Genomic DNA, 26230 nt, shown 5'->3' on the forward strand with positions numbered 1-26230 from the left:
AGGTGGACTTCGAGATCTGACGCGTTCCGCGAGAGCGGAACTGCGTCCGAGGTTGGTATCCACCTCGTGGCGTTTTTGGTTTGTATCTTCGAGTTTCAGATCTCCAGGAGACGGATCATGCTTCGCGTCGTCGTCCTGGGCGCCGCGGCTGGCGGCGGCGTTCCGCAGTGGAATTGCGGATGTCCGGTGTGCCGGAAAGCACGAAGCGATCATCCCGAATTGCGGAGCACCCAGGCCTCGATCGCGGTCAGCGCCGACGGCGAGCACTGGTTTCTCGTCAACGCCTCGCCCGACCTGCGCCAGCAGGTGACCGCAACGCCGCCGCTTCATCCCCGGGCTGGACAGCTCAGGCACAGCCCGATCGCCGGCGTGATCCTGACCAATGGCGAAATCGACGCCGTCGCGGGACTGTTGTCGATGCGCGAAGGTTCGCCGTTTACGCTCTATGCGCATGAACGGGTCCTTGCGATTCTCAGATCCAACAGCATCTTCAATGTGCTGAACGAGAAAAACGTGAAGCGGCAGCCGATCGAGGTCGACAAGGCGTTCGAGCCGGCGCTGCCCGACGGCAAGCCGTCAGGCATTGAGGTGCTTCCGTTCGCGGTTCCCGGCAAGGGCGCGTGGTATCTCGAAGGCAAGGCGCATCCGGCAGGCGGCGACGGCGCGGGCGACACGCTGGGCTTGCGGATTCTGGACAAAGGAAGCGGCAAGTATTTCTATTTCCTGGCCGCCTGCGCACGCGTGACCGACGATCTCAAATCGCGCCTTTCGGGCGCTGCACTGGTGTTCTTTGACGGCACCGTGTGGCGCGACGATGAGTTGATCGCAGCCGGCCTCGGCACCAAGACGGGACAAAGCATGGGCCATATTTCGATGTCGGGCGATCATGGCGCGATCGAGAGCCTCGCCGATCTCGACGTTGGAACGAAGGTGTTCCTGCATATCAACAACTCCAACCCCGCTCTGCTGCGCGGCTCGGACGAGCGCAAGGCCGTGGAGCAGGCAGGCTGGCACATCCCCGCTGACGGAACGGAGATCAAGCTGTGAACGTCGTCGCTGCACCCGCAATGACCGCGCTATCGATCGGCAAGGGCATTACGCTCAATAGCGCCGAGGAACTGGAGGCGACCCTCCGCCATATCGGCGCGACGCGCTATCACAGCTTGCATCCGTTCCATCGGCTGTTGCATGGCGGCAAGCTCAACAAGGGACAGGTGCAGGCCTGGGCACTGAACCGCTATTATTACCAGAGCACGATCCCGCTGAAGGATGCGATGGTGATCTCGCGGTTCCGCGACCGTGCGACCCGGATCGAATGGCGGCACCGCATCGAGGATCACGACGGCGATGTGGGCAGCGAAGGCGGTATCGAGCGCTGGCTCAAACTGACCGAGGGGCTCGGTCTCGACAGCGCCTATGTGGAATCGACCGAAGGCATCCTGCCGGCAACGCGATTTGCGGTGGAGGCCTATGTGCATTTCTGCCGCGACAAGACGCCGCTGGAGGCCATTGCTTCGTCGCTTACGGAACTGTTCGCGCCGAACCTGCACGAGGAGCGCATCTCCGGAATGCTGCAGCACTATGATTTCGTCAATCCTGACATCATGAGCTATTTCAGCCGCCGCCTGGCCCAGGCACCGCGCGATGCCGGTTTTGCGCTGGAATACGTCAAGGCAAACGCAAGAACCCCGGCGGAGCGCGAGGCGGTCTGCAACGCGCTGATCTTCAAGACCAATGTGCTATGGGTTCAGCTCGACGCGCTGTATCATGCCTATGTCGAAGGCCACATACCGCCCGGGGCATTCGTGCCCCAAGGAAACTAACAAGAAAACTGACCAGCAAACTGACAAAGGGAACTAGCGATCGATGGCTTTGAGCCGCAACATCAGTGTCAGCGAGACGAGCCGGCCGACATTGCCGCGCCACGCGCGCTTGAAGTTCGATGAGACGCGGCAGGTCTGGGTGATCCTGGCACCGGAGCGGGTGCTGGCGCCGGATGAGATCGCAGTTGAGGTGCTGCAGCTTTGCGATGGCGTACGCAGCGTCGCCGACATGGTCGATCATCTTGCAGCCAAGTACGCCGCGCCGCGCGAGGCGATTTTAACCGACGTCATCGCCATGCTGCAGGACCTCGCCGACAAGGGCTTTCTGACCGAAGCGCGTGAGAAGACGTCATGACCGACATTCTCGCAGACGGCAAAACAGCCAGCGCCGCGCCCAGCGACGGGCTCGCGGTGCTCGAACAGAAGCGTTCGACCGCGGAGACGTTCGGCATTCCGCTTGCCGTGCTCGCCGAACTGACGCACCGCTGCCCGCTGCAGTGCCCCTATTGCTCCAACCCGATCGAACTCGACCGCGGCAGCAGCGAACTCACCACCGACGAATGGAAGAAGGTGCTAAGCGAGCTTGCCGAAATCGGTGTGCTGCAAATCCATTTCTCCGGCGGCGAGCCGACCGCGCGCAAGGACCTGGTGGAGCTGGTGCAGCACGCAACCGATGTCGGGCTGTACAGCAATCTCATTACCTCGGCGGTGCTGTTGACCAAGGAAAAACTGTCCGCGCTCGCAGATGCCGGGCTCTGCCATGTGCAGATCAGTTTCCAGGGCAACGAGCCCATCGTGGCCGATCGCGTCGCCGGATTGAAGAACGCGCATGAGAAGAAGATCGAAGCCGCAAAGTGGACGCGCGAGCTCGACATGCCGCTGACAGTCAACGCGGTCATGCATCGCCAGAACCTGCACCAGCTCTCCGACATCATCCAGATGGCGATCGATCTCGACGCCGACCGGCTGGAAGTCGCCAACGTCCAATATTACGGCTGGGCCTTGAAGAACCGCGCGGCGCTGATGCCGACGCTTGAACAGATCGAGGAAACCAGCCGTATCGTCGAGGAAGCCGCGACACGCCTGAAGGGCATCCTCGCCATCGACTATGTCGTTCCGGATTATTACGCACTGCGGCCGAAGAAATGCATGGGCGGCTGGGGCCGGCAGTTCTTCAACATCTCGCCCGCGGGCAAGGTGCTGCCCTGCCATGCCGCGGAAAGCATCACCGGGCTCGAATTCGAATCCGTCCGCTCAAACCACTCGATTGCCTGGATCTGGCAGAACTCGGAAGCCTTCAACCGCTATCGCGGCACCGGCTGGATGCCCGAGCCGTGCAAGAGCTGCGAGTTCCGCGAGATCGATTTCGGCGGCTGCCGCTGCCAGGCGTTTGCGCTGACAGGTGACGCCGGCAATACCGATCCGGCCTGCACGCTGTCGCCGATGCATGAGCAGATCTTCAAGGATGCCGAACGCGAGGCGGCCGCGCACCAGGACCGCTTCCTCTACCGCAATTTCGCCGGCGGCACGCTGGAGACGGAAGGCGAGCATGGCGCCTGATGCCGACGCCGGCAAATCCATCAAACGCGCCGACCCCTTTGCGCCGCTGACGTCGGAGCAGCTCGCGGTCGGCGAAGGCCACGATATCTATGTCGAGAGCATCGGCCGGCCTGATGGCATTCCAGCGGTCTATCTGCATGGCGGGCCCGGCAGCGGCTGCCAGCCCGATCATCGCCGGCTGTTCGATCCCGAACGTTTTCATGCGGTGCTGTTCGACCAGCGCGGTGCCGGCCGCAGCCGCCCCAAGAGTCGTCGCGAAGCCAACACGCTTCCGCATCTGATCGCCGACATGGAAATGATGCGCGAGAAATTCGGCTTTCGGCGCTGGATGGTCGTCGGCGGCTCCTGGGGCGCGACGCTGGCGCTGGCTTATGCCCAGGCCCATCCCGCCCGCGTCAGCGGCATCGTGCTTCGCGCTACTTTCCTGGGCACATCAGAGGAAATCGAGAACGGTTTTCTAAAAGTGCTGCCGCGGTTCTATCCCGGGCTTTACGACGACTTCATGAGCGTGTTGCCGGAAGGCGAGCGCGCGCAACCGCTGCAGGCGTATTTCCGTCGCATCCTCGATTCCAATCCCGACGTGCATATTCCTGCCGCGCGGGCATGGGGCGAAACCGAACGTATTCTTTCCGAACACACGCCGAACCGCACGCGCCTCGATCGCTCAACGCTGAATTCATCGCGCGGCCTGCCGACGACGCCCTTCATGGAAGCGCATTACTTTGCCAATGACTGCTTCATGCAACCGAATCAATTGTTGCGGGAAGCGGGCAAGCTCAAAGGCATTCCCGGCATCATCGTGCAGGGCCGTTATGATCTGCTGTGCCCGCCTGCGACCTCGCATGCGCTTGCTGCCGTGTGGCCGGAAGCCGAAATCCGCTTTGTCGAGGGCGCCGGCCACACGTTGTACGATCCCGGCGTCCGCGACACCGTGATGAAGGCAATCGCGGACATGGCGTCCCAAGCCAGCAAATAGGAAACAAGAAAATGCCGATCGCCGGAAAGGGCATGCTGCTGACGTCGATGAATATCGATGCCGAGCACGAAGCCGAGTTCAATCGCTGGTACGATCGCGAACACCTCGAAGAGCGCGTCGCCATCGAAGGTTTTCTCGAGGCGCGCCGCTATGTCGCGCATGACGCCGACCCGAAATATCTCAGCCTCTATTCCACCGAAACGTTCGAGGTGCTGGACAGCCCGGCCTACCGTGCCGCGCTCGCCAACCAGACCGCATGGTCGAAAGCCAACATCGCCCGTTTCAAAAACATGATTCGCGCGGTCGCACGCATCACGATCAGCCAGGGCACCGGCCGCGGCGCGGCGCTAGGCCTCGTCAGGCTACGTCCCCCGTCCGGCGGTGAGGACAAGCTGCGCGTTGCGCTCGGCGAGCAACTCGATCCCCCGCAGCTCGACGGGATCATATCCGTGCACCTGATCGAGAGCGACCCGGCGCTGTCGAAGCCGATCACCGACGACCCCTCCGCACCAAATCCCGGCGCCGGCGACTGGTTCGTGCTGATCGATGCCACGGACGTTGGCGCGCTGCCGGCGGCAATGCTGCGCTTCAGCGGCAATGTCGCGTTGAAGCCGCTGACGATCTCAAGCGGAATCTACCGACTGATGTGGGACTTGGCGAAGAGCGATATCGGCGGCTAGATGCCGCGACGGCTGGCGGTCGCAGGCAGCTTGAGCCGCTATCCGACCGGGCTGGGGCCAGCCAGGAACGGCGCTGCGCCGGCCGTTCCAAATAGCATACGTCGCATACGCCGCCGGTAAGAAACCACCAATCAAGACGCTGTTAACGCAATGTCGTGTAAAGCGGTGGCCGGAATTCGCTTTCCGGCAAGAGCTGCTCGGTTCGAAGCGGACCCTACGGCCAGTGCTTGCGAGACGTGGCTTCGATGCTCTTCTTGTAATGGTCGAGGGCCTTGAAAAGACGGATGAGAACTTCCGCCGAAGCCTCTAACATCGCTTTCAATTACCTTGCTAATGTTCTCTCTCAGATGTGTGATGGCCGACTGGAAGCGCTCCTTCATCTTCTGAGTGCTGGGCGACCAATCGGCTGAGGATGCGCTTGGTGACATACCCGGTTCCCAGTATCTTCACCCGTAACCGGAGTTGAATTGCATGGCGGAAAAGTCCGCGGGCGGTGTCGCCGAGATTTTCGCCGCCTTCATCAAATTGGGCCTCACATCCTTCGGCGGGCCGATCGCGCATCTCGGTTATTTCAGGGCGGAATTCGTCGAGCGGCGGAAATGGCTGAGCGAAAGCAGCTACGCCGATATCGTTGCGCTCTGTCAGTTTTTGCCGGGCCCGGCCTCCAGCCAGGTCGGCTTCACGCTCGGCATCCTGCGCGGCAACGGCCTGCTCGGCGGATTGGCGGCGTGGCTCGCCTTTACCATGCCCTCCGCCCTGGTCATGTTCGCCTTTGCGCTCGGTGCGACGATCTTTACCGGCCCGTTCGCCGACGGCGTTCTTCATGGCCTGAAGCTGGTCGCGGTCGCCGTGGTCGCGCAGGCGATCTGGGGCATGGCAAACAGCCTGACGCCGGACCGCGAACGGGCTGCCATCGCGCTCGCCGCTGTTTCAATCGTGGTGTTCATCGGCGGATCGTTTGGGCAGATCGGCGCGATCGCGCTCGGGGCGCTGGCCGGGCTTTGGTTGTGTCGCGCAGATGGGCCCACGGCAACGGGCCAGCTCGGCTTTTCCGTGTCGCCTCGACACGGCATGGCCGCGCTCGTGCTGTTCGCAATTCTGTTCCTGGTCACGCCGCTGGTGACGGCAAAAACCGGCTCGCAAGGGCTCGCCCTGTTCGACGCCTTCTATCGTTCCGGCGCCCTGGTGTTCGGCGGCGGTCATGTCGTGCTGCCGCTATTGCAGGCGGAAGTCGTAACGCCGGGCTGGGTCAGCAACGCGGATTTCCTCGCCGGTTACGGCATGGCGCAAGTAGTGCCCGGACCGCTGTTCACGTTCGCGGCCTATCTCGGCGCCGTCGCAGAGCCCGCCCCCAACGGGCTCGCCGGCGCTTCGATCGCGCTCATCGCCTTGTCCCTGCCGGGACTGCTGCTGGTCTACGGCATGCTGCCGTTCTGGGACGCGCTGCGCCTGCGCCCCAAGGCCCAGGCCGCGATGCGCGGCACCAATGCCGCTGTCGTCGGCATCCTTGGCGCCGCGCTCTACAATCCGGTCTGGACCAGCGCCGTGCTCACGCCACGTGACTTCGCCGTCGCGGTGACAGGCTTCCTGCTGCTGACGGTCTGGAAGCTGCCGCCATGGATTGTCGTCGTCATTCTTGCGACGGCTGGAGCTGCGCTGCAGCTGACCTGACTGTCTGCCCCCTGTCATTCGGCATAAAGGCAAAGCTGCACTGCACATGCTGCAGTGCCAGATGAACGCTGCGACGCCAAATCCACGTTTCCATGCAATTGAAAGCTGGCGATCGCGTAAAATTGCCTTTGTGCCTGCTCTGGAATGGCTCTAATAAGATAAGCCTATGATCCAATTCAAAAACCACAAGAACGCTCGTTAAGCGTTCGCAGGCAAAATAAGGCCGCGTTTCCTAAGCTTGCGCGGACAAGGTAGGAATGAAACCGACTGATATCTCGGCGCCAGACTACTTTCACAAAGTGGTTGATTGCCAATGGGCCTGCCCCGCACACACCCCGGTTCCCGAGTACATCCGTTTGATTGCCGAGGGGCGTTATAGCGACGCCTACATGATCAACTGGAAATCGAATGTGTTTCCCGGAATTCTGGGACGCACCTGCGATCGTCCATGCGAGCCCGCCTGCCGGCGCGGACGCGTCGAGGAAAACCCGGTTGCGATCTGCCGCCTGAAGCGCGTTGCCGCCGACTTCAAGGACGACGTCAAGCACCGCATGCCGAGGCCATCGGCGAAGAACGGCAAGCGCATCGCGCTGGTCGGCGGCGGGCCTGCGTCGCTTGCGGTGGCGCGGGACCTCGCACCGCTCGGCTATCACTGCACCGTGTTCGATTCCGATCCCAAGGCGGGCGGCATGATGCGGAGCCAGATTCCAAAGTTCCGCCTGCCTGACACTGTCATCGACGAGGAAACCGGCTACATCCTCGACCTCGGTGTCGAGTTCAAGGGCGGCCACCGCGTCGACAGCCTGAAAAAGCTGCTCAACGAGAAGTACGACGCTATCTTTGTGGGCTCCGGCGCGCCGCGCGGCCGCGAGCTCGACATCCCCGGCCGCAAGGAAGCAGCCGCTAACATTCACATCGGCATCGAATGGCTGGCATCGGTCTCGTTCGGCCATGTCGAGAAGATCGGCCGCCGGGTGATCGTGCTCGGCGGCGGCAACACTGCGATGGATTGCTGCCGCACCGCGCGCCGGCTCGGCGGCGAGGACGTCAAGGTGATCGTGCGCTCCGGCTTCGAGGAGATGAAGGCAAGCCCCTGGGAGAAGGAAGACGCCCTTCACGAGGATATTCCGATCCTCAATTACATGGTGCCGGTGGCATTCAAGCATGTAAGCGGCAAGCTGATCGGCGTTACTTTCCAGAAGGTGAAGGCTGAGTACGACGCCAAGGGCCGTCGTAACCTGGTGCCCTCGGGCGAACCGGACCAGACCATCCCTTGCGATGACGTGCTGGTCGCCGTCGGCCAGGAGAACGCGTTCCCCTGGATCGAGCGCGACTGCGGCATCGAGTTCGACAAATGGAACATGCCGCAGGTCGATCCCAACACCTTCGTATCGACCAATCCGAAAGTGTTCTTTGGCGGCGATGCCGCCTTCGGTCCGAAGAACATCATCTGGGCGGTGGCGCACGGCCACGACGCGGCGCTGTCGATCCACAAGATGCTCTCTGGCGAAGACATCAACGAGCGTCCGCTGCCCGAGGTGAACGTCTTCTCGCAGAAGATGGGCATCCACGAGTGGAGCTACGACAACGACATCTCCGGCGACAAGCGCTTCAAGGTGCCGCATCGCGACAAGGTGATCGCGCTAAAGGACATCAAGGCGGAGGTCGAGCTCGGTTATGACGTCAAGCTCGCGCTCGGCGAGGCGCAGCGCTGCCTGAACTGCGACGTGCAGACCATATTCTCGGCGCCCGCCTGCATCGAATGCGACGCCTGCGTCGACATCTGCCCGATGGATTGCATCACGTTTACAGAGAACGGCGAGGAGGACAACCTGCGGCAGCGGCTGAAAGCGCCGGCGCCGCGTCACGACCAGGCGCTCTATGTCGCCGAAGGGCTCAAGACCGGCCGCGTCATGGTGAAGGATGAAGACGTCTGCCTGCATTGCGGGCTGTGCGCCGAGCGTTGTCCGACCGGCGCCTGGGACATGCAAAAGTACCTCATCGATATGACTCACGCGGGATCAACATGTCAGTCAAAAGCCCGATCAGCAGCGTAAACGACTTCGTCGTCCGCTTCGCCAACGTCAACGGCTCGGGTTCAGCCAGCGCCAACGAACTGTTCGCGCGCTCTATCCTGCGCCACGGCGTACCGGTCTCACCGCGCAATATCTTCCCCTCGAACATTCAGGGGCTTCCGACCTGGTATGAGGTGCGCGTGACGGAGGCCGGCCATCTCGGCGCCCGCGGCGGTGTAGATTTGATGGTGGCGATGAACCCGCAGACCTGGGACAAGGACGTCGCCTCGATCGAGCCCGGCGGCTATCTGTTCTACGATTCGACCAAACCGATGCCGTCGTCGAAATTCCGCGCCGACATCACCGTGATCGGCGTGCCGCTGACCGCAATCGCCAATTCGACCTATACCGATCCGCGCCAGCGCCAGCTCTTCAAGAACATCATCTATCTCGGCGCGCTCTGCGCCCTGCTCGATCTCGATCCCAAGCTGGTCGAGCAACTGATCGGCGAACAGTACAAGGGCAAGGAAAAGCTGCTGTCGTCGAATGTCCACGCGCTGCATCTCGGCCGCGACTGGGCACTGCAGAACCTGAAGTGCCCGATCGGTTTGCAGGTGAAGAAGTCCGATAAGGTCGGCGACCGCATCTTCATGGAAGGCAACAGCGCGGCGGCGCTGGGGGCGGTCTATGGCGGCGCCACCGTCTGCGCCTGGTATCCGATCACGCCGTCGTCGTCGGTGGCGGAAGCCTTCACGAGCCACTGCAAGAAACTGCGGCACGACCCTGAGACGGGCAAGGCGAAATACGCGATCGTGCAAGGCGAGGATGAGCTCGCATCCATCGGCATCGTGATCGGGGCCTCCTGGAACGGCGCGCGGGCCTTCACCGCAACCTCCGGCCCCGGCATTTCGTTGATGACCGAATTCATCGGCCTGTCCTACTTCGCGGAAATTCCGGCCGTGATCATGAACATCCAGCGCGCCGGCCCCTCGACGGGCATGCCGACGCGCACCCAGCAATGCGACATCATCGCCTGCGCCTATGCCTCGCACGGCGACACCAAGCATGTCCTACTGTTCCCGGAAGACCCGGCTGAAGCATTCGAGTTTGCGGCGCAGTCGTTCGATCTCGCCGACCGGCTGCAGACCATGATTTTCCTGATGCTTGACCTCGACATCGGCATGAACCACCGGCTGTGCCGCCCGCTGAAGTGGGACGACGCCAGGCAGTATGACCGCGGCAAGGTGATGACTGCGGAAATGCTCGATGAACCGGGGCGCGATTTCGGCCGCTATCTCGACGTCGACGGCGACGGCATCCCCTACCGCACCTATCCCGGCACGCATCCGACCAAAGGCTCGTTCTTCACCCGCGGCACCTCGCGCGACCGCTACGCGCGCTATTCGGAGGAAGGCGCCATCTACGCCGACAACATGCAGCGGCTGGTGCGCAAGTTCGAGACCGCGCAGGATATGGTGCCGCGGCCGCTGCAGGCCAACTCCGCCAAGCCGACCAAGTACGGCGTGATCTATTTTGGCTCGACCTCGCCCGCGATGGACGAGGCGATCGGGATCCTGGAATCGCGCGGGCATCAGCTCGACCGCTTGCGCATCCGCGCCTTCCCGTTCCATTCCAGCGTTGCGAGCTTCATCGCCGACCATGATTTCGTGTATGTGGTCGAGCAGAACCGCGACGGCCAGTTGCGGCAGTTGATCGTCAACGAGAACGGCATCGATCCGGTCCGGCTGGTGCCGATCCTGCACTATGACGGCACGCCGATCACCGCTCGTTTCATCGCCAACGCGATCGGCGACCACCAGGATCATCTGAAAGTGACCCCTCTCCGCAAGGCCGTGTCATGACCTACATCGCGAAACCGAAATTCCAGCATCCCGGCCTGCCGAAGAACGAACTCGGCTACACCCACCGGGATTACGAGGGAAAAGTTTCGACCCTGTGCGCCGGCTGCGGTCACGACTCGATCACCGCCTCGATCATCGAGGCCTGCTATGAACTCTCGATCGAGCCGCACCGGGTGGCGAAGATTTCCGGCATCGGCTGCTCGTCGAAGACGCCGGACTATTTCCTCGGCAATTCGCACGGCTTCAATTCGGTGCACGGCCGGATGCCGTCGGTGCTGACCGGCGCCAACCTCGCCAATCGCGACCTGATCTATCTCGGTGTCTCCGGCGACGGCGATAGCGCCTCGATCGGCTTCGGCCAGTTCGCGCATTCGATCCGGCGCGCCGTCAACATGACCTACATCGTCGAGAACAACGGCGTCTACGGCCTGACCAAGGGGCAATTTTCGGCGACCGCCGATCGCGGCTCGAAGTCGAAAAAGGGTGTGATGAACACCGACAACGCCATCGACCTGGTGGCGATCGCGCTGCAATTGGGCGCGAGCTTCGTGGCGCGCAGCTTTTCCGGCGACAAGAGCCAGCTCGTGCCGCTGATCGCAGCCGCCGTCCGGCACAAGGGCGCGGCGTTCATCGACGTAATCAGCCCCTGCATCGCCTTCAACAATCACGCCGGCTCGACCAAGAGCTTTGACTATGTCCGCGAGCATAACGATGCTGTCAACCGCCTCGACGTGCTCACCGGCCGCGACCCGATCACCGTCGAATATGCGCCGGGCACGGTGCAGGTGGTCGAGCAGCATGACGGTACGCGGCTGGCGCTGCGCAAGATCGACGCCGACTACGACGCCAACGATCGTCTGGCCGCCATGACTTTCCTGCAGAAACACGCCGCCAAAGGCCAGGTCGTCACCGGGCTGCTCTATGTCGATCCGGACGCGGAAGACCTCCACACCCATCTCGAGACCGTCGAGACGCCGCTCAATACGCTTGAGGCCAAGGACCTGTGCCCAGGCTCGGCGGCGCTGGAAAAGATCAACGCCAGCCTGCGGTAGCCTTAGACTGGAGCCCGGTTCAATCGTCATCCCCGCGAAGTGTTTATGCGCGGGGGATGACAAACTCTGATCCAATCAGAACTGAAGAGGCCCTACGCTACCGCAGCGATCTTCCGCGGGTTTGCAACGTACTCCTTCAAGACCGTACCAGATGCATCGGCCTCGACGAGGGATACGTCGTAGGTCCAGAGATCGGCAAGGTGCTGCAGCACGCGCTTGGTGTCGGCCTCGGTGAGCTGTGCACCCTTCACCACGGTGTGGCGCAACATCAGGCGACGATCGCCGGCAAGGTCGACATCGACGACTTCGATATTCGGGTCGATGAAACCGACATCGTACTGCCGCGCCAATTCGCGGCGCAGCCGGCGGTAGCCGCGCTCGTCGTGGATGGCGTCGACCAGGATACCGGCCCGCTCCCCCGGATCATCGTGCAGATGGAACATGCGGAAGTGCCGCATCAGCCGCGGGCTCATGAACTGGCTGATGAAGCTTTCATCGCGATAATTGGCCCAGATGTCGCGCAACACGCCCATCGTGTCGCCGGTCCCGGCGATATCCGGGAACCAATCGCGGTCCTCGGCTTCCGGATTGGCGACGATGCGCTCGATGTCCTGCATCATCGCAAATCCCAGCGCATACGGATTGAAGCCGGAATAGCGCGGATCGTCGAACTCGGGCTGGAACACGACGTTAGTGTGCGACTGCAGGAATTCGAGGAAATTGCCGTCCGTCAGCCGCCCCTGCTCGTGCAGCCGGCTGATGATGCGATAGTGAACGTAGGTCGCCGTACCCTCGTTCATCACCTTGGTCTGGCTCTGCGGATAGAAATACTGCGCGATGTGCCGGACGATCCGCAATATTTCGCGCTGCCAAGGCTTCAGCCGAGGAGCCGTCTTCTCGAGAAAATAAAGCAGGTTTTCCTGCGGCAGACCGAGCATCTGGCGACGTCGTTCGACGTCCAGTACCGCGCCGCTCTTGGCCGGGCCGGTGGGAACGGTGCGCCACAGGTCGTTGAATGCGCTCTCCTCATGGGCACGGCGCCTGCCCGCCCGCTTTTCCTCCGCGCGAAGATCGAGGCTCTTCTTGCCGGGATAGCGATCGATGCCGTGCGACATCAAGGCATGCGCGGCGTCGAGCGTGTGCTCGACCGCCAGCCGGCCATGGCGCTCCTCGCAGTGCGCCACATAGCGCTTGGCGAATTCGAGATAGTCGAGAATGCCGTCGGCATCGGTCCATTGCTTGAACAGATAGTTGTTCTTGAAGAAGTGATTGTGGCCAAACGCGGCATGCGCGATGACGAGCGTCTGCATCGTCGCCGTATTCTCTTCCATCAGGTAGGATATGCAGGGCGAGGAGTTGATGACGATCTCGTAGGCCAGACCCATCAGTCCCTTGCGGTAGGACGCCTCCTGAAAGGCAAAGTGCTTGCCGAACGACCAATGCTTGTAGAATAGAGGCATGCCGACCGACGAATAGGCATCCAGCATCTGCTCGGCGGTAATGACCTCGATCTGGTTGGGATAGACGTCGAGCCCCAATTCGTCCCGCGCAATCTGCTCGCAGGCGTCGCAGATCCGCTGCAGCGTCCGGAAGTCCCAGTCGGCCCCCTCGAACAGCAACTGGTCGGTCGCGGTCATGACCCGGTCCTTTCCTGCTGGCCACGGCGCTGGAAGAGATCGTGAAATACCGGGAAGATCTCGCTGCGCTCGTTGACCTTGCGCATCGACAGCGGCGCACCATTCGCACGCAAGCCCTCGTAAAGGGTCCAGAGCGCCGAATTTGGCATTTCGTAAGACAGGCCGTTTTCCTGGCCGACTTCCAGGTAGGCAAAAAACTGGGTGACCGGCAGGATGTTGTCGGTGAGGAGCCGGCTCGCAACTTCGCCGTCCGCGTAGGAATTGTCCCCGTCGGAAGCCTGTGCAGCATAGATGTTCCAGTCCGCCGGCCGGAACCGCGACCGTACAATGTCATGCATCGCCTGCAACGCGCTTGACACCAGCGTGCCGCCGGAAGCCGGCCCGTAAAAGAACGTCTGCTCGTCAACCTCTTCGGCCCGGTCGGTATGCCGGATGAAAACGATCTCGACGTGGCGATACCGCCGCTTCAGGAAGACGTAGAGCAGCATATAGAAGCGCTTGGCGAGATCCTTCATATGCTCGGTCATCGAACCGGAGACGTCCATCAGGCAGAACATGACAGCCTGCGCCACGGGCTTCGGTACCGTCTCGAAACGCCGATACCGGATATCGATCGGATCGATGAACGGGATGCGGCGCATCTTTGTCTTCAGGGCCTCGATATCGGCCATGAGCTCGGCGCGACGCTCCTCACTGCAATCCAAAAGCTCCGCTTCGAGGGCCTCCAGCACCTCCCGCCTCGGTCGCCGTAGCGCAACGCGCCGCGCCAGAGCGCGACTTACCGTTCGGCTCACCGAGATGTTGGCAGGCGATCCGGATGTTGTGTAACCGGCCCGGCGAATGCCTTCGCTCTCCACCTCAGCCAGCTTTCGCTTGGCGAGATCAGGCAATTCCAGGTCGTCCAGGAACAGGTCGACAAACTCGTCGCGGCTGAGAACGAAGCGGAACGTATCTTCGCTGTCGCCCTCACCCGCCCCTCTTCCCTTGCCGCCGCTCTGGTTTGGTCGCGGCAGGATATCGCCTTCGACGAACTTCTTGTTTCCAGGCAGCACCATGTCGCGCGTGCCGCCTTCGCGACGAAAACGCGGCTCGTCCATACCATCGATCGGAACACTGACCTCGCCGCCTTCCAGGACATCCTTGATGTCCCGGCTCTGCGACGATTTCTTCACAGCTCCCTGGACCAGCGCCTTAGCCCTGCGCAGAAAGCGCTGGCGATTCTCGAGACTCTTGCTGCCTGGATTCAGGCGCCGGTCGACGATGTGAATAGCCACGTTCTCATCCGCCTCAGCCAGCCTGTTTTACGCGCATGTACCACTCGACCAGCCTGCGGACTTGCCGCTCGGTATAGCCGCGCTCGACCATGCGCGCGACAAAGTCGTCATGCTTCTTTTCGGTATCGCCGTCCTTCTTCGAGCCGAAGGATATCACGGGCAGCAGATCCTCGACCTGGGAGAATATCCGCTTCTCTATCACTTCCCGGATCTTCTCGTAGCTGGTCCACGCCGGGTTCTTGCCGCTGTTCTGGGCGCGCGACCGCAGCGAGAACTTGACGACTTCGTTGCGGAAGTCCTTGGGATTGGCAATGCCGGCCGGCTTTTCGATCTTGGTCAGCTCCTGATTGAGTAGGTCGCGATCGAGCAGTTGTCCGGTGTCGGGATCCTTGAAGTCCTGATCCTCAATCCAGGCATCGGCATAATCGACATAGCGATCGAACAGATTCTGGCCGTAATCCGCATAGGATTCGAGATAGGCCTTCTGAATCTCATGCCCGATGAATTCGGCGTAGCGCGGCGCCAATTCGGCCTTGATGAATTCCAGGTAACGCTTCTCGACTTCGTCGGGAAGCTGCTCGCGCCGGATCGCCTGCTCCAGCGTGTACATCAGATGGACCGCGTCGGCGCCGACCTCGTTGGTGTCGTGGTTGAAGGTCGCGGCGAGAACCTTGAAGGCGAAGCGGGTCGAAACACCGTCCATGCCTTCATCGACGCCGGCAGCGTCCCTGTATTCCTGAACGCTGCGCGCCTTGGGATCGGATTCCTTCAGGCTTTCACCGTCGTAGATCCGCATCTTGGCGAACACGGTCGAATTCTCGTGCTTGCGCAACCGCGACATCACCGAGAAGCGCGCCATCGTTTCGAGCGTGGCCGGAGCGCACGGCGCGGTCGCTAGTTCGGAACCCTGGATCAGCTTCTCGTAAATCTTCTGTTCTTCGGTGACCCGCAGGACGTACGGCACCTTGATGACGCAGATACGGTCGATGAACGCCTCATTGTTCTTGTTGGCTTTGAAGCTTGTCCATTCGGCCTCGTTGGAGTGGGCGAGAATGACGCCGCTGAAGGGGATCGCACCGATATTCTCGGTCCCGATATAGTTGCCCTCCTGCGTCGCGGTCAGCAGCGGATGCAGCATCTTGATCGGCGCCTTGAACATCTCGACAAATTCGAGAATGCCCTGGTTGGCGCGGTTGAGGCCGCCCGAATAGCTGTAGGCGTCGGGATCGTTCTGGGCGAAGGTCTCCAGCTTGCGGATGTCGACCTTGCCGACCAGTGACGAGATATCCTGGTTGTTTTCGTCGCCAGGCTCGGTCTTTGCGATCGCGATCTGCCGCAGCCGCGACGGCTGGATCTTGGCGACGCGGAATTGCGAGATGTCGCCACCGAACGCTTCGAGGCGCTTGTAGCACCACGGGCTCATCAGTCCGTTGAGGCGACGGCGCGGAATGCCGTACTTTTCCTCAAGCATCGGCCCGAGCGAATCCGGATCGAACAGGCTGAGCGGGCTTTCGAACACGGGGCTGAGTTCATCGCCGGCCTTCAACACGTAGATCGGGTGGACTTCCATCAACGATTTCAGGCGCTCGGCGAGCGACGACTTTCCGCCGCCGACGGGACCCAGCAGATAGAGGATCTGCTTGCGCTCTTCCAGGCCCTGCGCGGCGTGGCGGAAGAACCCGACGATGCGCTCGATCGTGTCTTCCATGCCGTAGAAGCCCGCGAAGGCCGGATAGAGCCGCATCGTGCGATTCAAAAAGATACGGCCAAGGCGAGGGTCCTTGGCCGTGTCAATCATCTGGGGCTCACCGATCGCAGCTAGTAGTCGTTCGGTCGCATTGGCATATCGCATCGGATCGTTTCGACACGACTCGAGATATTCCGCCATCGACATGTCGGCTTGACTTCGAGCTTCGAAGGACCGGGCGAAAGCATTGAACAGAGAATCGTTGTACATGATCCGTCTCTCCATGGTCACCTGTAAATGCCGGACGCACCACTAGGGTTCCAGTATCGGAGCGTCACAGCTTCCGTTCGCGAATCACCGTCAGCACATATGACGATTGGACACGCGAGCGACTTCACAATGCAATGCAATAGTCGTGCTAAGGGCCTCCACCTCGTAAAGATACGGTGCCATTTCGCTCGCGTTGTAGCCGGGCAGCAACATTTTTCACCGGGGAAGTACTGAGCAATATGTAAGGGGTTTTTTAAGGATTGTGAGCAGGTGCAGGGCCCGAATCTGCGTCGGCCCGGGCAAGGCGAAGGCGGCAAGCGCTGCAAATCCCAGGCTCTGAACGGGGGGTAAACGCCGCATTTATCACGCATTCAGGCCTTTGGGCGGGCCGCGCTGACGCAAAATGGCCAAATAGCCCGTCAGGGCCAGTCGCGAACCTGCGGTGAACGCACCCGGCGCCACCTGCAACTAAAGTAATATGCCGCGCGTTTAATCCGAGTCTGCCATGAAATATCTCTGGATCGTTGCCACCGTTGCCTCCCTCGCCGGAGCCAACGCCTGTCACGCCGAGGGCGTCGATAAAGCCAAGGCCACCACATTCGACGGGCAAATGTTCGGCAGCCCGCTCAGCCAAAAGACGTATGCCTGCTTCGTGCGTCGTTATGACGCCAACCATCTGGCGCGGCATCCGAAGCAGAAGGTCAGCGCGATGAAGCTTTTGGTGACGGCCGAGGACGCGCCGGAAGGCAAGACCGTCAATTATTCCTTCCGGCTCGGTTTCAAATATCGCCACCGCGCGGGCAATTTCGATTCCAGTGGCTATTGCAATCACATTGTCGCCGAAAACACCGGCGGCGAAATTCGTCTCGGCTGCAGCATCGATTGCGAAGGCGGCGGCATTGAAGTGGCGATGAAGGACGATAGATCTGCGCTGATCCGGCTGGAGCGGATCAGGATCTGGGAGCGCGACAAGGCCGACGACGATGCCAGCAACGATCTGGTTGCCGGCGCCGACGACAAGATTTTCCGTGTCGATCGCGCGGACTTGCGCGAATGCGCCGAGCCCGTGACCGACCGCAAGGAACTTGCGGCGCTCCGGCGCAAATAGAAGCCACATTGTTCGAAGTGGGAGGACGCCATGCACCGACGCAATATCCTGTGGGGCGCGATTTCGGCGCTCAGTGCAGTCTTTGCCGCCTCTCGCGCCAGTGCGGCGAGCGAGGCAGCACCTTCGGCAAAATTGAAAGTTGTTTATCACCTCAACGACCTCGATAAGGTCAATTTCGTGCTCGGCAATATCCAGAACCATCTCGACGGGGTCGGTGGTCCCGACCATGTCACGATCGCGCTGGTGATTCACGGCCAAGCACTGCGGGCGTTTCATTCGGCTTCCGTCAATCCCGACCTTTCCCGGCGTGTCGGTCAATTCTCCAAAGCCGGAATCGAGCTCGCCGCCTGTGGCAACACTATGAAATCCCAAAATGTCGCACTGGAAGATTTGCTGCCGGGCTTCATTGCCGCCGACCGCGGCGGCGTGGTGCGGATCGCCGAGTTGCAATCGCAGGGTTATCTTTACCTGAGGCCGTGAGGCGTCGCTGATTGACGTGAACAATTCACGTCGATCGCTCATTTGGACAATTTGGACGCCGCACTTTCGCCGCTCCATCGCGCTGAATACTTGTGTTCTGATCCAGGCCGCACAAAATCGCGAGACAGCCCGGAGGCAAGAAACGACGGCTCATGACGGGCTCCTTCACGACTTCGTGCAGTGTGCCCGTCGGTGTCGCCATTCCGAACGCTGGTTCGACCGATCCGCCAGTATCGCGGCGGGCAAGAACGGACTTTTCCGGGATCGAACCGGAGCCACTGGCGTTATCGTCCCGGGCCATTCCACCCGGCTGCATGCCCAACCAAATGTTGACTTTCCGGCCCTGCCCCCGAAAGCTGCCGGAAGCCCAAAAATCGACCGATCGAACAGAACAGGCACCATGAATCCCGTCAAAGCACTCGAAAACCATGGCCAGGCAATCTGGCTGGACTTCCTCGCCCGCGGCTTCGTCGCCAAGGGCGACCTCAAGGCGCTGATCGATACCGACGGTGTCAAGGGCGTGACGTCGAATCCCTCGATCTTCGAGAAGGCGACCGGCAGTTCGGACGAATATGACGATGCCATCAGCCACGCCCTGAAAGCGGGCGACCGCCCCGTCGCCGACCTGTTCGAGGCGCTCGCCGTCGCCGACATCCAGAACGCCGCCGACGTGCTGCGCCCGGTGTACGACCATTTGAACGGAAATGACGGCTTCGTCAGCCTCGAGGTCTCGCCCTATCTGGCAACGGATACCAAGGGGACCATTGCGGAAGCCCAACGGCTCTGGAAGGACGTCAAGCGTCAGAACTTGATGGTGAAGGTGCCGGCCACGCCGGAAGGCCTGCCCGCGATCGAACACCTGATCGGCGAAGGCATCAGCATCAACATCACACTGCTGTTCTCGCAAGACGTCTATCGCGAGGTGGCGGAGGCGTACATCGCGGGCCTGGAAAAATACGTCGCCAAGGGCGGCGATCCCTCTCACGTCGCCAGCGTCGCGTCTTTCTTCGTCAGTCGCATCGATACCGCGGTCGACAAGCAGCTCGACGAGAAGATCGCGAGGGCCAATGACCCCGGTGAGAAGGAGCGGCTGAGCGCACTGAAGGGCAAGGTCGCCATCGCCAACGCCAAGCTCGCCTATCAGGACTACAAGCGGCTGTTTGCCGGCCCCCGGTGGGAGAAGCTTGCCGCCAGGGGCGCCAAGCCGCAGCGGCTGTTGTGGGCCTCCACCGGCACCAAGAACAAGGACTACAGCGACGTGCTGTATGTCGAGGAGCTGATCGGTCCCAATACCGTCAACACCGTGCCGCCGGCAACGCTCGATGCATTCCGCGATCATGGCAAGCTGAGAGACAGCCTCGAGGAGAATATCGAGGACGCACGCCGCGTGCTGGAAGAGCTCGAAAAATCTGGCATCTCGCTCGACGCCATCACGGCCGAGCTGGTCAAGGACGGCGTCAAGCTGTTCGCGGACTCTGCCGACAAGCTCTATGGCGCGGTCGCATACAAGCGCGCGGCCTCGCTCGGCGGCGGCATTGACCGGCAGCAATTCGCGTTCGGCGATGGCATCGGCACGGCCGTCGAGAAGAGCACCGAGGAGTGGCGCGCGTCGGCCAAAATCCGAAGGCTATGGCAAAAGGACAAGTCGGTCTGGACCGGCGACGACGAGAACAAATGGCTGGGCTGGCTGAACAGCGCGGCCGCTGCCAACATTGCCGACTACGAGGATTTTGCCCGCCGCGTGAAGGGGCAGAATTTCAGCGACGCGGTCGTGCTCGGCATGGGCGGATCGAGCCTCGGACCGGAGGTGCTGGCGGAGACGTTTGCCAAGAAATCCGGTTTCCCGAAGCTGCATGTGCTCGATTCCACCGATCCCGCGCAGGTGCAGGCGATGGAGGAGACCGTCGACCTCGCCCACACGCTGTTCATCGTCTCCAGCAAGTCCGGCGGCACCACCGAGCCGAATGTGATGAAGGATTACTTCTTCGATCGCGTCGCCAAGACTATCGGCAAGGACAAGGCCGGCCATCGCTTCATCGCGGTCACCGATCCCGGCTCGTCCCTGGAGAAGGTCGCGATCAGCCAAGGCTTCGCCCGCATCTTCCATGGCGATCCCACGATCGGCGGACGCTATTCCGTGCTGTCGCCGTTCGGACTGGTGCCGGCGGCTGCCGCCGGCATTGACGTTCGCGGCCTGATCACGCACGCGCTCGCGATGGTACGTTCCTGCGGCGCCGACGTGCCGCCGCACGAAAATCCGGGCGTGCAGCTCGGACTGGCGATGGGCCTTGCCGGCCTCGACGGCCGCGACAAGGTGACGATTACCTCGTCGGAGAAGGTCGCGGATTTCGGCGCCTGGGCCGAGCAACTGATCGCCGAATCCACCGGCAAGGAAGGCAATGGCCTGATCCCGATCGACGGCGAGCCGCTCGGCGACCCCTCGCTTTACGGCGACGACCGCTTCTTCATCGATATCCGGACCGAGGGCGAGGACGACGCCTCGCATGATGATCGGCTCAGGGCGCTCGAGGCCGCCGGACATCCCGTTGTTCGCATCGTCATGAAGTCGATCGACCATATCGGTCAGGAGTTTTTCCGGTTTGAGATGGCGACCGCCGTCGCAGGCGCGATCCTCGGCATCAATCCGTTCAACCAGCCCGATGTAGAAGCGGCCAAGATCAAGACGCGCGAGTTGACGCGTGCGTTCGAGAAGACCGGATCGCTGCCGGCGGAGGAGCCGGTGATTTCGACCGACGAGGCTGATCTTTACACCGACGAGCACAATGCGGCCGAGCTGCGCAAGGCCGGCGCCGACGGCACGCTCGGCTCCTGGGTCAAAGCGCATCTTTCGCGCTCCGACAGCGGCGACTATGTCGCCCTGCTCGCCTACATCGCGCGCAATCCCGGCACGATCGGCTCGCTGCAAAAGATGCGGCTTGCGGTGCGCGACAAGCACCATCTGGCGACCTGCGCCGAATTCGGCCCGCGCTTCCTGCACTCGACCGGCCAGGCCTACAAGGGCGGTCCCGACAGCGGCGTGTTCCTGCAGATCACGGCCGACGATGCCGAGGATTTGCCGGTGCCCGGACAGAAAGCGAGTTTCGGCATCATCAAGGCGGCGCAGGCGCGCGGCGATTTCGACGTACTCACCGAACGCGGCAGGCGTGCGCTGCGCGTCCATCTCAAGGGCGATCTCGGGTCGGGGCTGTCTGCGCTCGATGCTGCGATCGCGGAGGCCATCAGTTAAGGAAGTCAGGATATGCAACTCGGCATGATCGGCCTCGGCCGGATGGGCGGCAACATCGTCCGCCGGCTGATGAAGAATGGCCACACCGCCGTGGTCTACGACAAGGACGCCAAGGCGGTCGCCGCACTCGCGGCGGAAGGCGCAACCGGCGCTGACACGCTGGAAGATTTCGTGGCGAAACTGGAGAAGCCGCGCACCGCCTGGGTAATGCTCCCGGCAGGCAAGATCACCGAGACAACCATCGAGGCATTGGCAAAGCTGATGCAGCCCGGCGACGTCATCATCGATGGCGGGAATACGTTCTGGCAGGACGACGTCCGCCGCGGTGCGGCGCTGAAGGCAAAAGGTCTACACTACCTCGACGTCGGCACCAGCGGCGGCGTCTGGGGCATCGAGCGCGGCTATTGCATGATGATCGGCGGCGATAAGATGGTGGTCGACCGGCTCGATCCGATCTTCAAGACGCTGGCGCCGGGCGCGGGCGACATTCCGCGCACACCGGGACGCGAGGGCCGCGACTCGCGTGTCGAGCAGGGCTATATCCATGCCGGGCCGTCCGGCGCCGGACACTTCGTCAAGATGATCCATAACGGCATCGAGTACGGCCTGATGCAGGCTTATGCCGAAGGATTTGATATCCTGAAGAATGCCAACATCGACGCGCTGCCGCCAGAGCATCGTTTCGAGTTCGACATGGCCGACATTGCCGAGGTGTGGCGGCGCGGCAGCGTGATCCCCTCCTGGCTGCTCGACCTCACCGCTTCCGCGCTCGCCGAAAACCAGACGCTCGACACCTACTCCGGCTTTGTCGAAGATTCCGGCGAAGGCCGCTGGACCGTCAACGCCGCGATCGACGAAGCTGTGCCGGCGGAAGTGCTGACGGCGGCGCTCTACGCGCGCTTCCGTTCGCGCAAGGACCACACCTTTGCGGAAAAAATTCTTTCCGCGATGCGGGCCGGTTTCGGCGGCCACAAGGAGCCGCCGAAGAAGCCCACTGCGAAGGCGTGAGCAGTTATGGTGGTCGGTCAAACAACACAGAAGAAGCCAGATCCCTGCTCCTTCGTCATTTTCGGTGTCACCGGCGACCTCACGCACCGACTGATCGTCCCTGCCCTGTATAATCTCGCCGCCAGCGATCTCCTGCCGGACAGGTTCTGCCTGGTCGGCGTCGCGCGCAAGGGCATGACGAACGACAGGCTGCGCGAGAGCCTGATGAAGGGCCTGCGCCAGTTCGCGACCCGGCCGGTGGAGGACGCGATTTTGCGTCGTCTCTTGGACTGCCTGACCTGCATCGAAGCCGACCCGAAGGATCCGGCGTCATTCGACGCGATGAGCAAGCAGCTCGGCGACCTGGAGGCCGCGCGAAACACCGGCGGCAACCGCCTGTTCTACTTGGCAACCCCGCCCAACGCCTTCCTGCCGATCAGCCGCGAGTTGGGCCGCACCGGCATGCTGGCCGAAAACGGCGCGTGGCGGCGGCTGGTGGTGGAAAAGCCGTTCGGCACCGACCTCGTTTCCGCCAAGGCGCTGAACAACGAATTGCTAAAGCTCGTCGATGAGCACGAGATCTACCGGATCGATCACTATCTCGGCAAGGAAACGGTGCAGAACATTTTAGTGCTGCGCTTCGCCAACGGCATGTTCGAACCGATCTGGAATCGCAACCATATCGACCATGTCCAGATCACGGTCAACGAACAGCTCGGCGTCGGCCACCGCGGCAGTTTTTACGACCAGACCGGCGCGCTGCGCGACATGGTGCCGAACCATCTGTTTCAACTGCTGTCGCTGGTCGCAATGGAGCCGCCGATCCGGTTCGACGCGCATTCGGTCCGCACCGAAAAGGCGGACGTGCTGGCCGCGATCCAGCTCCAGAGCGAGGCCGAAGCGCTGCGGAATTCCGTGCGCGGCCAATATCTGGCCGGCCGGATCGGCGACAACGAGATTGTCGACTACCGCAAAATCGAAGACGTCGCGCCCGGCAGTACGACGGAAACCTATGTGGCGCTGAAACTGATCATCGACAATTGGCGCTGGGCCGGCGTTCCCTTCTACCTGCGCACCGGCAAGGCGCTCGGCGTCAAGCGCACCGAAGTCGCGATCAAGTTCAAGCAGGCGCCGTTCGCGATGTTCAACTGCACGCCGGTGGAACGGCTGGCGCAGAATTACCTCGTGATCGGGGTCGCGCCGAACGAAGGCATCGCGCTGCAGTTCAACACCAAGGTGCCCGGCCCGTCGATCCTGATCGACGGCGTCGACATGAAGTTTCGCTACAAGGACTATTTCAAGGCGGAGCCTTCGACCGGCTACGAGACGCTGATCTATGACTGCATGATCGGCGACAACATCCTGTTCCAGCGCGCCGACAGCGTCGAGGCCGGCTGGAAGGCGGTGCAACCATTCCTCGACGCCTGGAAGAAGGCAGGGGCCGAGGGCTTGCAGACCTACAAGGCCGGCAGCGAAGGTCCGCAGGAAGCGAACGAACTGTTGACCCGCGAAGGCCGAAGCTGGCGAAAGCTCGGGTGAGCGATGACAGCGAACGACAATCGCCGCGTGATCGCGGTCGCCGATCCGGCCGCACTGGCCGAGGCCGCGGCCGATCGCGTGCTCGCCAGGATCGAGGCCAATAGCGGCCGCGTGGCGATTTGCCTGACCGGCGGATCGAGCCCCAGACAGCTTTATCAATTGCTCGCAACCGATGCCTATCGCAGTCGGATCCCGTGGCAGCGCGTGCACTGGTTCATTGGCGACGAGCGCTTCGTGCCGGCGGACGATCCGCTCAACAACATGGGCATGGCGCGAGCACTTTTTCTGGATAGCTGCGCGCCGGCAGCAAACATCCATCCGATTCCGACCGCGACCGCCGACCCGACCGATCCGGACCGCTGCGCCGCGCTTTACGAGCGAGAGCTGCAATCGTTCTATGGGGCAGACACGCTCGATCAAGCCCGCCCCTTGTTCGATCTCGTGTTGATGGGTGTAGGTCCCGATGGCCACACCGCATCGCTGTTTCCCGGCGATCCCGCGCTCGATGAGACCGCGCGCTGGGTGGTCGGCGTGCCACGCGCGAATGTCGAGCCATTCGTCCCCCGGGTCACCCTCACGCTGCCCATCCTTGCCTCCTGCCGCGAAATGCTGTTCGAGATTGCCGGCGCCGAGAAGCATGCGATCTTGACGCGCCTCCTTGCACGCGAGAACCTGCCTGCCACCTGTGCGCGATCCACCGGCGAGACGGTCTGGCTGCTGGACCGGGATGCGCTTCCGGAGGATTTTGGTGGGCGATAGGACTCCCAGCGCGCTGGTGGTGATGGGCGTTTCCGGTTCGGGCAAGAGCACCATCGCCGATCGTCTCGCTGGACGCCTCGGCTGGCGCTACGAGGACGGCGACCGGTTTCACCCGCCGGGAAACGTTGCGAAGATGAGCGCCGGCCATCCGCTGACCGACGCGGACCGCTGGCCGTGGCTGCGGGCAATCGCCGACGAGATCGACCGCCTCGCAGCGTCCGGCGAGCACGCCGTGATCGCCTGCTCGGCATTGAAGCGCGCCTATCGCGACATTCTCGTGCACGGCCGCGAGGATGTCCGTATCGTTTTTCTCGACGGAACGCAGGATCTGATCGCGGCGCGGCTTGCCGCCCGCAAGGGACATTTCATGCCGCCGGGCCTGCTCGCCAGCCAATTCAGAACACTGGAGCCGCCGGGCGCGGGCGAGCGGCCGATCATTGTATCGATCGATGCCCCGGTCGAGAACATCGTGGATGACATCGTCGGTCAATTGAACCTGGTCCCCCAATGACACGTATCGCGCTCGTTGTTTCCGACGTCGACGGCACTCTGTTGACGCACGACAAGATCCTGACCGATGGCGCCAAGGCGGCCGTTCGCAAGCTGCATGCGGCCGGCATCGGTTTCACCATCGTCTCCAGCCGGCCGACCATCGGCATGGGTTTTCTGATCGAGCCGCTTTCGATCACGCTTCCCGTCGGCGCCTTCAACGGCAGCTCGATCGTCGATGCGGGGCTCAAACCGATCGAGCAGCATTTGATCGGGGCAACCGTGGCCCAGCGCAGCCTCGACGTGCTCAATGCTTTCGGCGTGGATATCTGGCTGTTCACCAATCAGCGTTGGTACACGCGCAATCCCGACGGCGAGTACGTCCCGCATGAGAAGCTGGCCATCAAGGCTCATCCGACCATCATCGACGATTTCGCGCCGCATCTCGCGGAGACCTGCAAGATCGTTGGCGCCAGTTCGGATGCTGAGCTGTTGCAGCGTTGCGAAGCGGCGATGAGAGAAGCCGTCGGTGCGGAGGCGACCGCGGTGCGCTCGCAGACCTACTATCTCGACGTCACGCCGCCCGGTCACGACAAGGGCACCTTCGTGGACGCCATGATCAGGCGGCTGGGCATTTCGGCCGAAGCGGTCGCTACCATCGGCGACATGGAGAACGATCTGCCCATGTTCGCCCGAAGCGGCGTTTCGTTCGCGATGGGCAACGCGGCCGACGGTATCAAGCGGCACGCGACGCACGTCACCGACAGCAACGAGCGCGACGGATTCGCGGCGGCGATCGAGACCGTGCTGCGGCTCGGATAAGCAGAGCCGGCGTATCCAGCCCGCCTGAAGGATAAATCGAGGAATTCTCAAAGTTTTCGCGCGGCGAATCCGTTTCTGTCGCACGGCACGATCGGCAAGCGCGAGCCGATGCCCGACCGCCGTCTCCTCCATGAAGGCAGGCTTCACCAGGCCGAGCCTGCCGCGGCGAAGACGGGTACCAGCTCGCGCGACTTTCCGGCCCTGACCGCGCGGCCTTACTGTCATCGCGAGCGCGGAATCGTAGAGCCTGTGAACCATTTGGGTTTTGCGGGTAGTCGGAGCCGAGACAACG

Annotated in this window: 21 protein-coding genes; 18 read left to right on the forward strand and 3 right to left on the reverse strand. The window is 62.2% G+C overall.

Annotation, left to right across the window (positions count from 1 at the left end):
* The first annotated feature begins 117 nt into the window (after window positions 1-117).
* From pqqB to CQ13_RS04740, 10 genes are all read left to right on the forward strand, one after another.
* Window positions 118-1047: a pyrroloquinoline quinone biosynthesis protein PqqB gene (pqqB, locus tag CQ13_RS04695; RefSeq protein WP_057841834.1), complete on the forward strand. Its 930-nt coding sequence runs from the start codon at window positions 118-120 to the stop codon at window positions 1045-1047.
* Between the two features lie 20 nt (window positions 1048-1067).
* Window positions 1068-1823 carry a pyrroloquinoline-quinone synthase PqqC gene (gene pqqC, locus CQ13_RS04700; protein WP_057841876.1) on the forward strand — a complete coding sequence of 252 codons (756 nt, stop codon included), beginning with the start codon at window positions 1068-1070 and terminating at the stop codon, window positions 1821-1823.
* Window positions 1824-1866: 43 nt separating this feature from the next.
* Window positions 1867-2178, forward strand: a complete 312-nt coding sequence (gene pqqD, locus CQ13_RS04705) for a pyrroloquinoline quinone biosynthesis peptide chaperone PqqD (RefSeq protein WP_057841835.1) — start codon at window positions 1867-1869, stop codon at window positions 2176-2178.
* Entirely contained in the window at window positions 2175-3383 is a 1209-nt protein-coding gene (pqqE, locus tag CQ13_RS04710; RefSeq protein ID WP_057841836.1) for a pyrroloquinoline quinone biosynthesis protein PqqE, read from the forward strand. The genes pqqD and pqqE overlap by 4 nt, the downstream gene beginning before the upstream one ends.
* The gene (gene pip, locus CQ13_RS04715; RefSeq protein ID WP_057841837.1) at window positions 3373-4359 is read left to right on the forward strand and encodes a prolyl aminopeptidase; all 987 of its coding nucleotides are present in this window, start codon (window positions 3373-3375) and stop codon (window positions 4357-4359) included. The genes pqqE and pip overlap by 11 nt, the downstream gene beginning before the upstream one ends.
* Before the next feature lie 11 nt (window positions 4360-4370).
* Window positions 4371-5039 carry a DUF4286 family protein gene (locus CQ13_RS04720; RefSeq protein WP_057841838.1) on the forward strand — a complete coding sequence of 223 codons (669 nt, stop codon included), beginning with the start codon at window positions 4371-4373 and terminating at the stop codon, window positions 5037-5039.
* A gap of 471 nt (window positions 5040-5510) precedes the next feature.
* The gene (gene chrA, locus CQ13_RS04725) at window positions 5511-6710 is read left to right on the forward strand and encodes a chromate efflux transporter (RefSeq protein WP_057841839.1); all 1200 of its coding nucleotides are present in this window, start codon (window positions 5511-5513) and stop codon (window positions 6708-6710) included.
* Window positions 6711-6967: 257 nt separating this feature from the next.
* The gene (locus CQ13_RS04730; RefSeq protein WP_057841840.1) at window positions 6968-8767 is read left to right on the forward strand and encodes an FAD-dependent oxidoreductase; all 1800 of its coding nucleotides are present in this window, start codon (window positions 6968-6970) and stop codon (window positions 8765-8767) included.
* A complete protein-coding gene (locus tag CQ13_RS04735; protein ID WP_057841841.1) occupies window positions 8737-10587 on the forward strand; it encodes a 2-oxoacid:acceptor oxidoreductase subunit alpha in 1851 nt (616 codons plus the stop codon). Before CQ13_RS04730 ends, CQ13_RS04735 begins: the two co-directional genes overlap by 31 nt.
* Entirely contained in the window at window positions 10584-11639 is a 1056-nt protein-coding gene (locus CQ13_RS04740; RefSeq protein ID WP_057841842.1) for a 2-oxoacid:ferredoxin oxidoreductase subunit beta, read from the forward strand. The genes CQ13_RS04735 and CQ13_RS04740 overlap by 4 nt, the downstream gene beginning before the upstream one ends.
* 92 nt (window positions 11640-11731) lie before the next feature.
* Here CQ13_RS04740 and CQ13_RS04745 read toward each other — a convergent pair whose 3' ends face one another.
* Genes CQ13_RS04745 through CQ13_RS04755 form a run of 3 tightly spaced genes read right to left on the reverse strand, consistent with a single transcriptional unit; the run spans window position 11732 to window position 16507 of the window.
* Complete coding sequence (locus CQ13_RS04745; protein WP_057841843.1) at window positions 11732-13276, reverse strand: SpoVR family protein; 1545 nt, start codon at window positions 13274-13276, stop codon at window positions 11732-11734.
* Window positions 13273-14544 carry a YeaH/YhbH family protein gene (locus CQ13_RS04750; RefSeq protein ID WP_197427243.1) on the reverse strand — a complete coding sequence of 424 codons (1272 nt, stop codon included), beginning with the start codon at window positions 14542-14544 and terminating at the stop codon, window positions 13273-13275. Before CQ13_RS04750 ends, CQ13_RS04745 begins: the two co-directional genes overlap by 4 nt.
* Before the next feature lie 19 nt (window positions 14545-14563).
* On the reverse strand, window positions 14564-16507 hold the full coding sequence (locus CQ13_RS04755) for a PrkA family serine protein kinase (RefSeq protein WP_057841845.1): 1944 nt from the start codon (window positions 16505-16507) through the stop codon (window positions 14564-14566).
* Window positions 16508-17012: 505 nt separating this feature from the next.
* On the opposite strand from CQ13_RS04755, the gene CQ13_RS04760 reads away from it, so the two are divergent.
* From CQ13_RS04760 to CQ13_RS04795, 8 genes are all read left to right on the forward strand, one after another.
* Window positions 17013-17615: a hypothetical protein gene (locus CQ13_RS04760; RefSeq protein ID WP_057841846.1), complete on the forward strand. Its 603-nt coding sequence runs from the start codon at window positions 17013-17015 to the stop codon at window positions 17613-17615.
* Between the two features lie 30 nt (window positions 17616-17645).
* Entirely contained in the window at window positions 17646-18095 is a 450-nt protein-coding gene (locus CQ13_RS04765) for a DsrE family protein (RefSeq protein WP_057841847.1), read from the forward strand.
* Between the two features lie 400 nt (window positions 18096-18495).
* Window positions 18496-21342 (forward strand): bifunctional transaldolase/phosoglucose isomerase, encoded by a 2847-nt coding sequence (locus tag CQ13_RS04770; protein WP_057841848.1) that lies wholly within the window; start codon window positions 18496-18498, stop codon window positions 21340-21342.
* 12 nt (window positions 21343-21354) lie between these two features.
* Entirely contained in the window at window positions 21355-22350 is a 996-nt protein-coding gene (gene gnd, locus CQ13_RS04775) for a phosphogluconate dehydrogenase (NAD(+)-dependent, decarboxylating) (RefSeq protein WP_057841849.1), read from the forward strand.
* A 6-nt stretch (window positions 22351-22356) separates the two neighbouring features.
* Complete coding sequence (gene zwf / locus CQ13_RS04780) at window positions 22357-23868, forward strand: glucose-6-phosphate dehydrogenase (RefSeq protein ID WP_057841850.1); 1512 nt, start codon at window positions 22357-22359, stop codon at window positions 23866-23868.
* A gap of 3 nt (window positions 23869-23871) precedes the next feature.
* On the forward strand, window positions 23872-24627 hold the full coding sequence (gene pgl, locus CQ13_RS04785; RefSeq protein ID WP_057841851.1) for a 6-phosphogluconolactonase: 756 nt from the start codon (window positions 23872-23874) through the stop codon (window positions 24625-24627).
* Window positions 24596-25138, forward strand: a complete 543-nt coding sequence (locus CQ13_RS04790; RefSeq protein WP_057841852.1) for a gluconokinase — start codon at window positions 24596-24598, stop codon at window positions 25136-25138. Before pgl ends, CQ13_RS04790 begins: the two co-directional genes overlap by 32 nt.
* Window positions 25135-25938: a Cof-type HAD-IIB family hydrolase gene (locus tag CQ13_RS04795; RefSeq protein ID WP_057841853.1), complete on the forward strand. Its 804-nt coding sequence runs from the start codon at window positions 25135-25137 to the stop codon at window positions 25936-25938. Before CQ13_RS04790 ends, CQ13_RS04795 begins: the two co-directional genes overlap by 4 nt.
* Window positions 25939-26230 lie beyond the last annotated feature (292 nt).

It is taken from the genome of Bradyrhizobium retamae (genome assembly GCF_001440415.1).
Classification (GTDB): Bacteria; Pseudomonadota; Alphaproteobacteria; order Rhizobiales; family Xanthobacteraceae; genus Bradyrhizobium; species Bradyrhizobium retamae.

Excerpts from the sequence above, each read along its gene's own strand:
- pqqB (WP_057841834.1), top strand. The coding sequence starts at position 118 with ATGCTTCGCGTCGTCGTCCTGGGCGCCGCGGCTGGCGGCGGCGTTCCG.
- pqqC (WP_057841876.1), top strand. The coding sequence starts at position 1,068 with ATGACCGCGCTATCGATCGGCAAGGGCATTACGCTCAATAGCGCCGAG.
- pqqD (WP_057841835.1), top strand. The coding sequence starts at position 1,867 with ATGGCTTTGAGCCGCAACATCAGTGTCAGCGAGACGAGCCGGCCGACA.
- pqqE (WP_057841836.1), top strand. The coding sequence starts at position 2,175 with ATGACCGACATTCTCGCAGACGGCAAAACAGCCAGCGCCGCGCCCAGC.
- pip (WP_057841837.1), top strand. The coding sequence starts at position 3,373 with ATGGCGCCTGATGCCGACGCCGGCAAATCCATCAAACGCGCCGACCCC.
- CQ13_RS04720 (WP_057841838.1), top strand. The coding sequence starts at position 4,371 with ATGCCGATCGCCGGAAAGGGCATGCTGCTGACGTCGATGAATATCGAT.
- chrA (WP_057841839.1), top strand. The coding sequence starts at position 5,511 with ATGGCGGAAAAGTCCGCGGGCGGTGTCGCCGAGATTTTCGCCGCCTTC.
- CQ13_RS04730 (WP_057841840.1), top strand. The coding sequence starts at position 6,968 with ATGAAACCGACTGATATCTCGGCGCCAGACTACTTTCACAAAGTGGTT.
- CQ13_RS04735 (WP_057841841.1), top strand. The coding sequence starts at position 8,737 with ATGTCAGTCAAAAGCCCGATCAGCAGCGTAAACGACTTCGTCGTCCGC.
- CQ13_RS04740 (WP_057841842.1), top strand. The coding sequence starts at position 10,584 with ATGACCTACATCGCGAAACCGAAATTCCAGCATCCCGGCCTGCCGAAG.
- CQ13_RS04745 (WP_057841843.1), bottom strand. The coding sequence starts at position 13,276 with ATGACCGCGACCGACCAGTTGCTGTTCGAGGGGGCCGACTGGGACTTC.
- CQ13_RS04755 (WP_057841845.1), bottom strand. The coding sequence starts at position 16,507 with ATGTACAACGATTCTCTGTTCAATGCTTTCGCCCGGTCCTTCGAAGCT.
- CQ13_RS04760 (WP_057841846.1), top strand. The coding sequence starts at position 17,013 with ATGAAATATCTCTGGATCGTTGCCACCGTTGCCTCCCTCGCCGGAGCC.
- CQ13_RS04765 (WP_057841847.1), top strand. The coding sequence starts at position 17,646 with ATGCACCGACGCAATATCCTGTGGGGCGCGATTTCGGCGCTCAGTGCA.
- CQ13_RS04770 (WP_057841848.1), top strand. The coding sequence starts at position 18,496 with ATGAATCCCGTCAAAGCACTCGAAAACCATGGCCAGGCAATCTGGCTG.
- gnd (WP_057841849.1), top strand. The coding sequence starts at position 21,355 with ATGCAACTCGGCATGATCGGCCTCGGCCGGATGGGCGGCAACATCGTC.
- zwf (WP_057841850.1), top strand. The coding sequence starts at position 22,357 with ATGGTGGTCGGTCAAACAACACAGAAGAAGCCAGATCCCTGCTCCTTC.
- pgl (WP_057841851.1), top strand. The coding sequence starts at position 23,872 with ATGACAGCGAACGACAATCGCCGCGTGATCGCGGTCGCCGATCCGGCC.
- CQ13_RS04790 (WP_057841852.1), top strand. The coding sequence starts at position 24,596 with ATGCGCTTCCGGAGGATTTTGGTGGGCGATAGGACTCCCAGCGCGCTG.
- CQ13_RS04795 (WP_057841853.1), top strand. The coding sequence starts at position 25,135 with ATGACACGTATCGCGCTCGTTGTTTCCGACGTCGACGGCACTCTGTTG.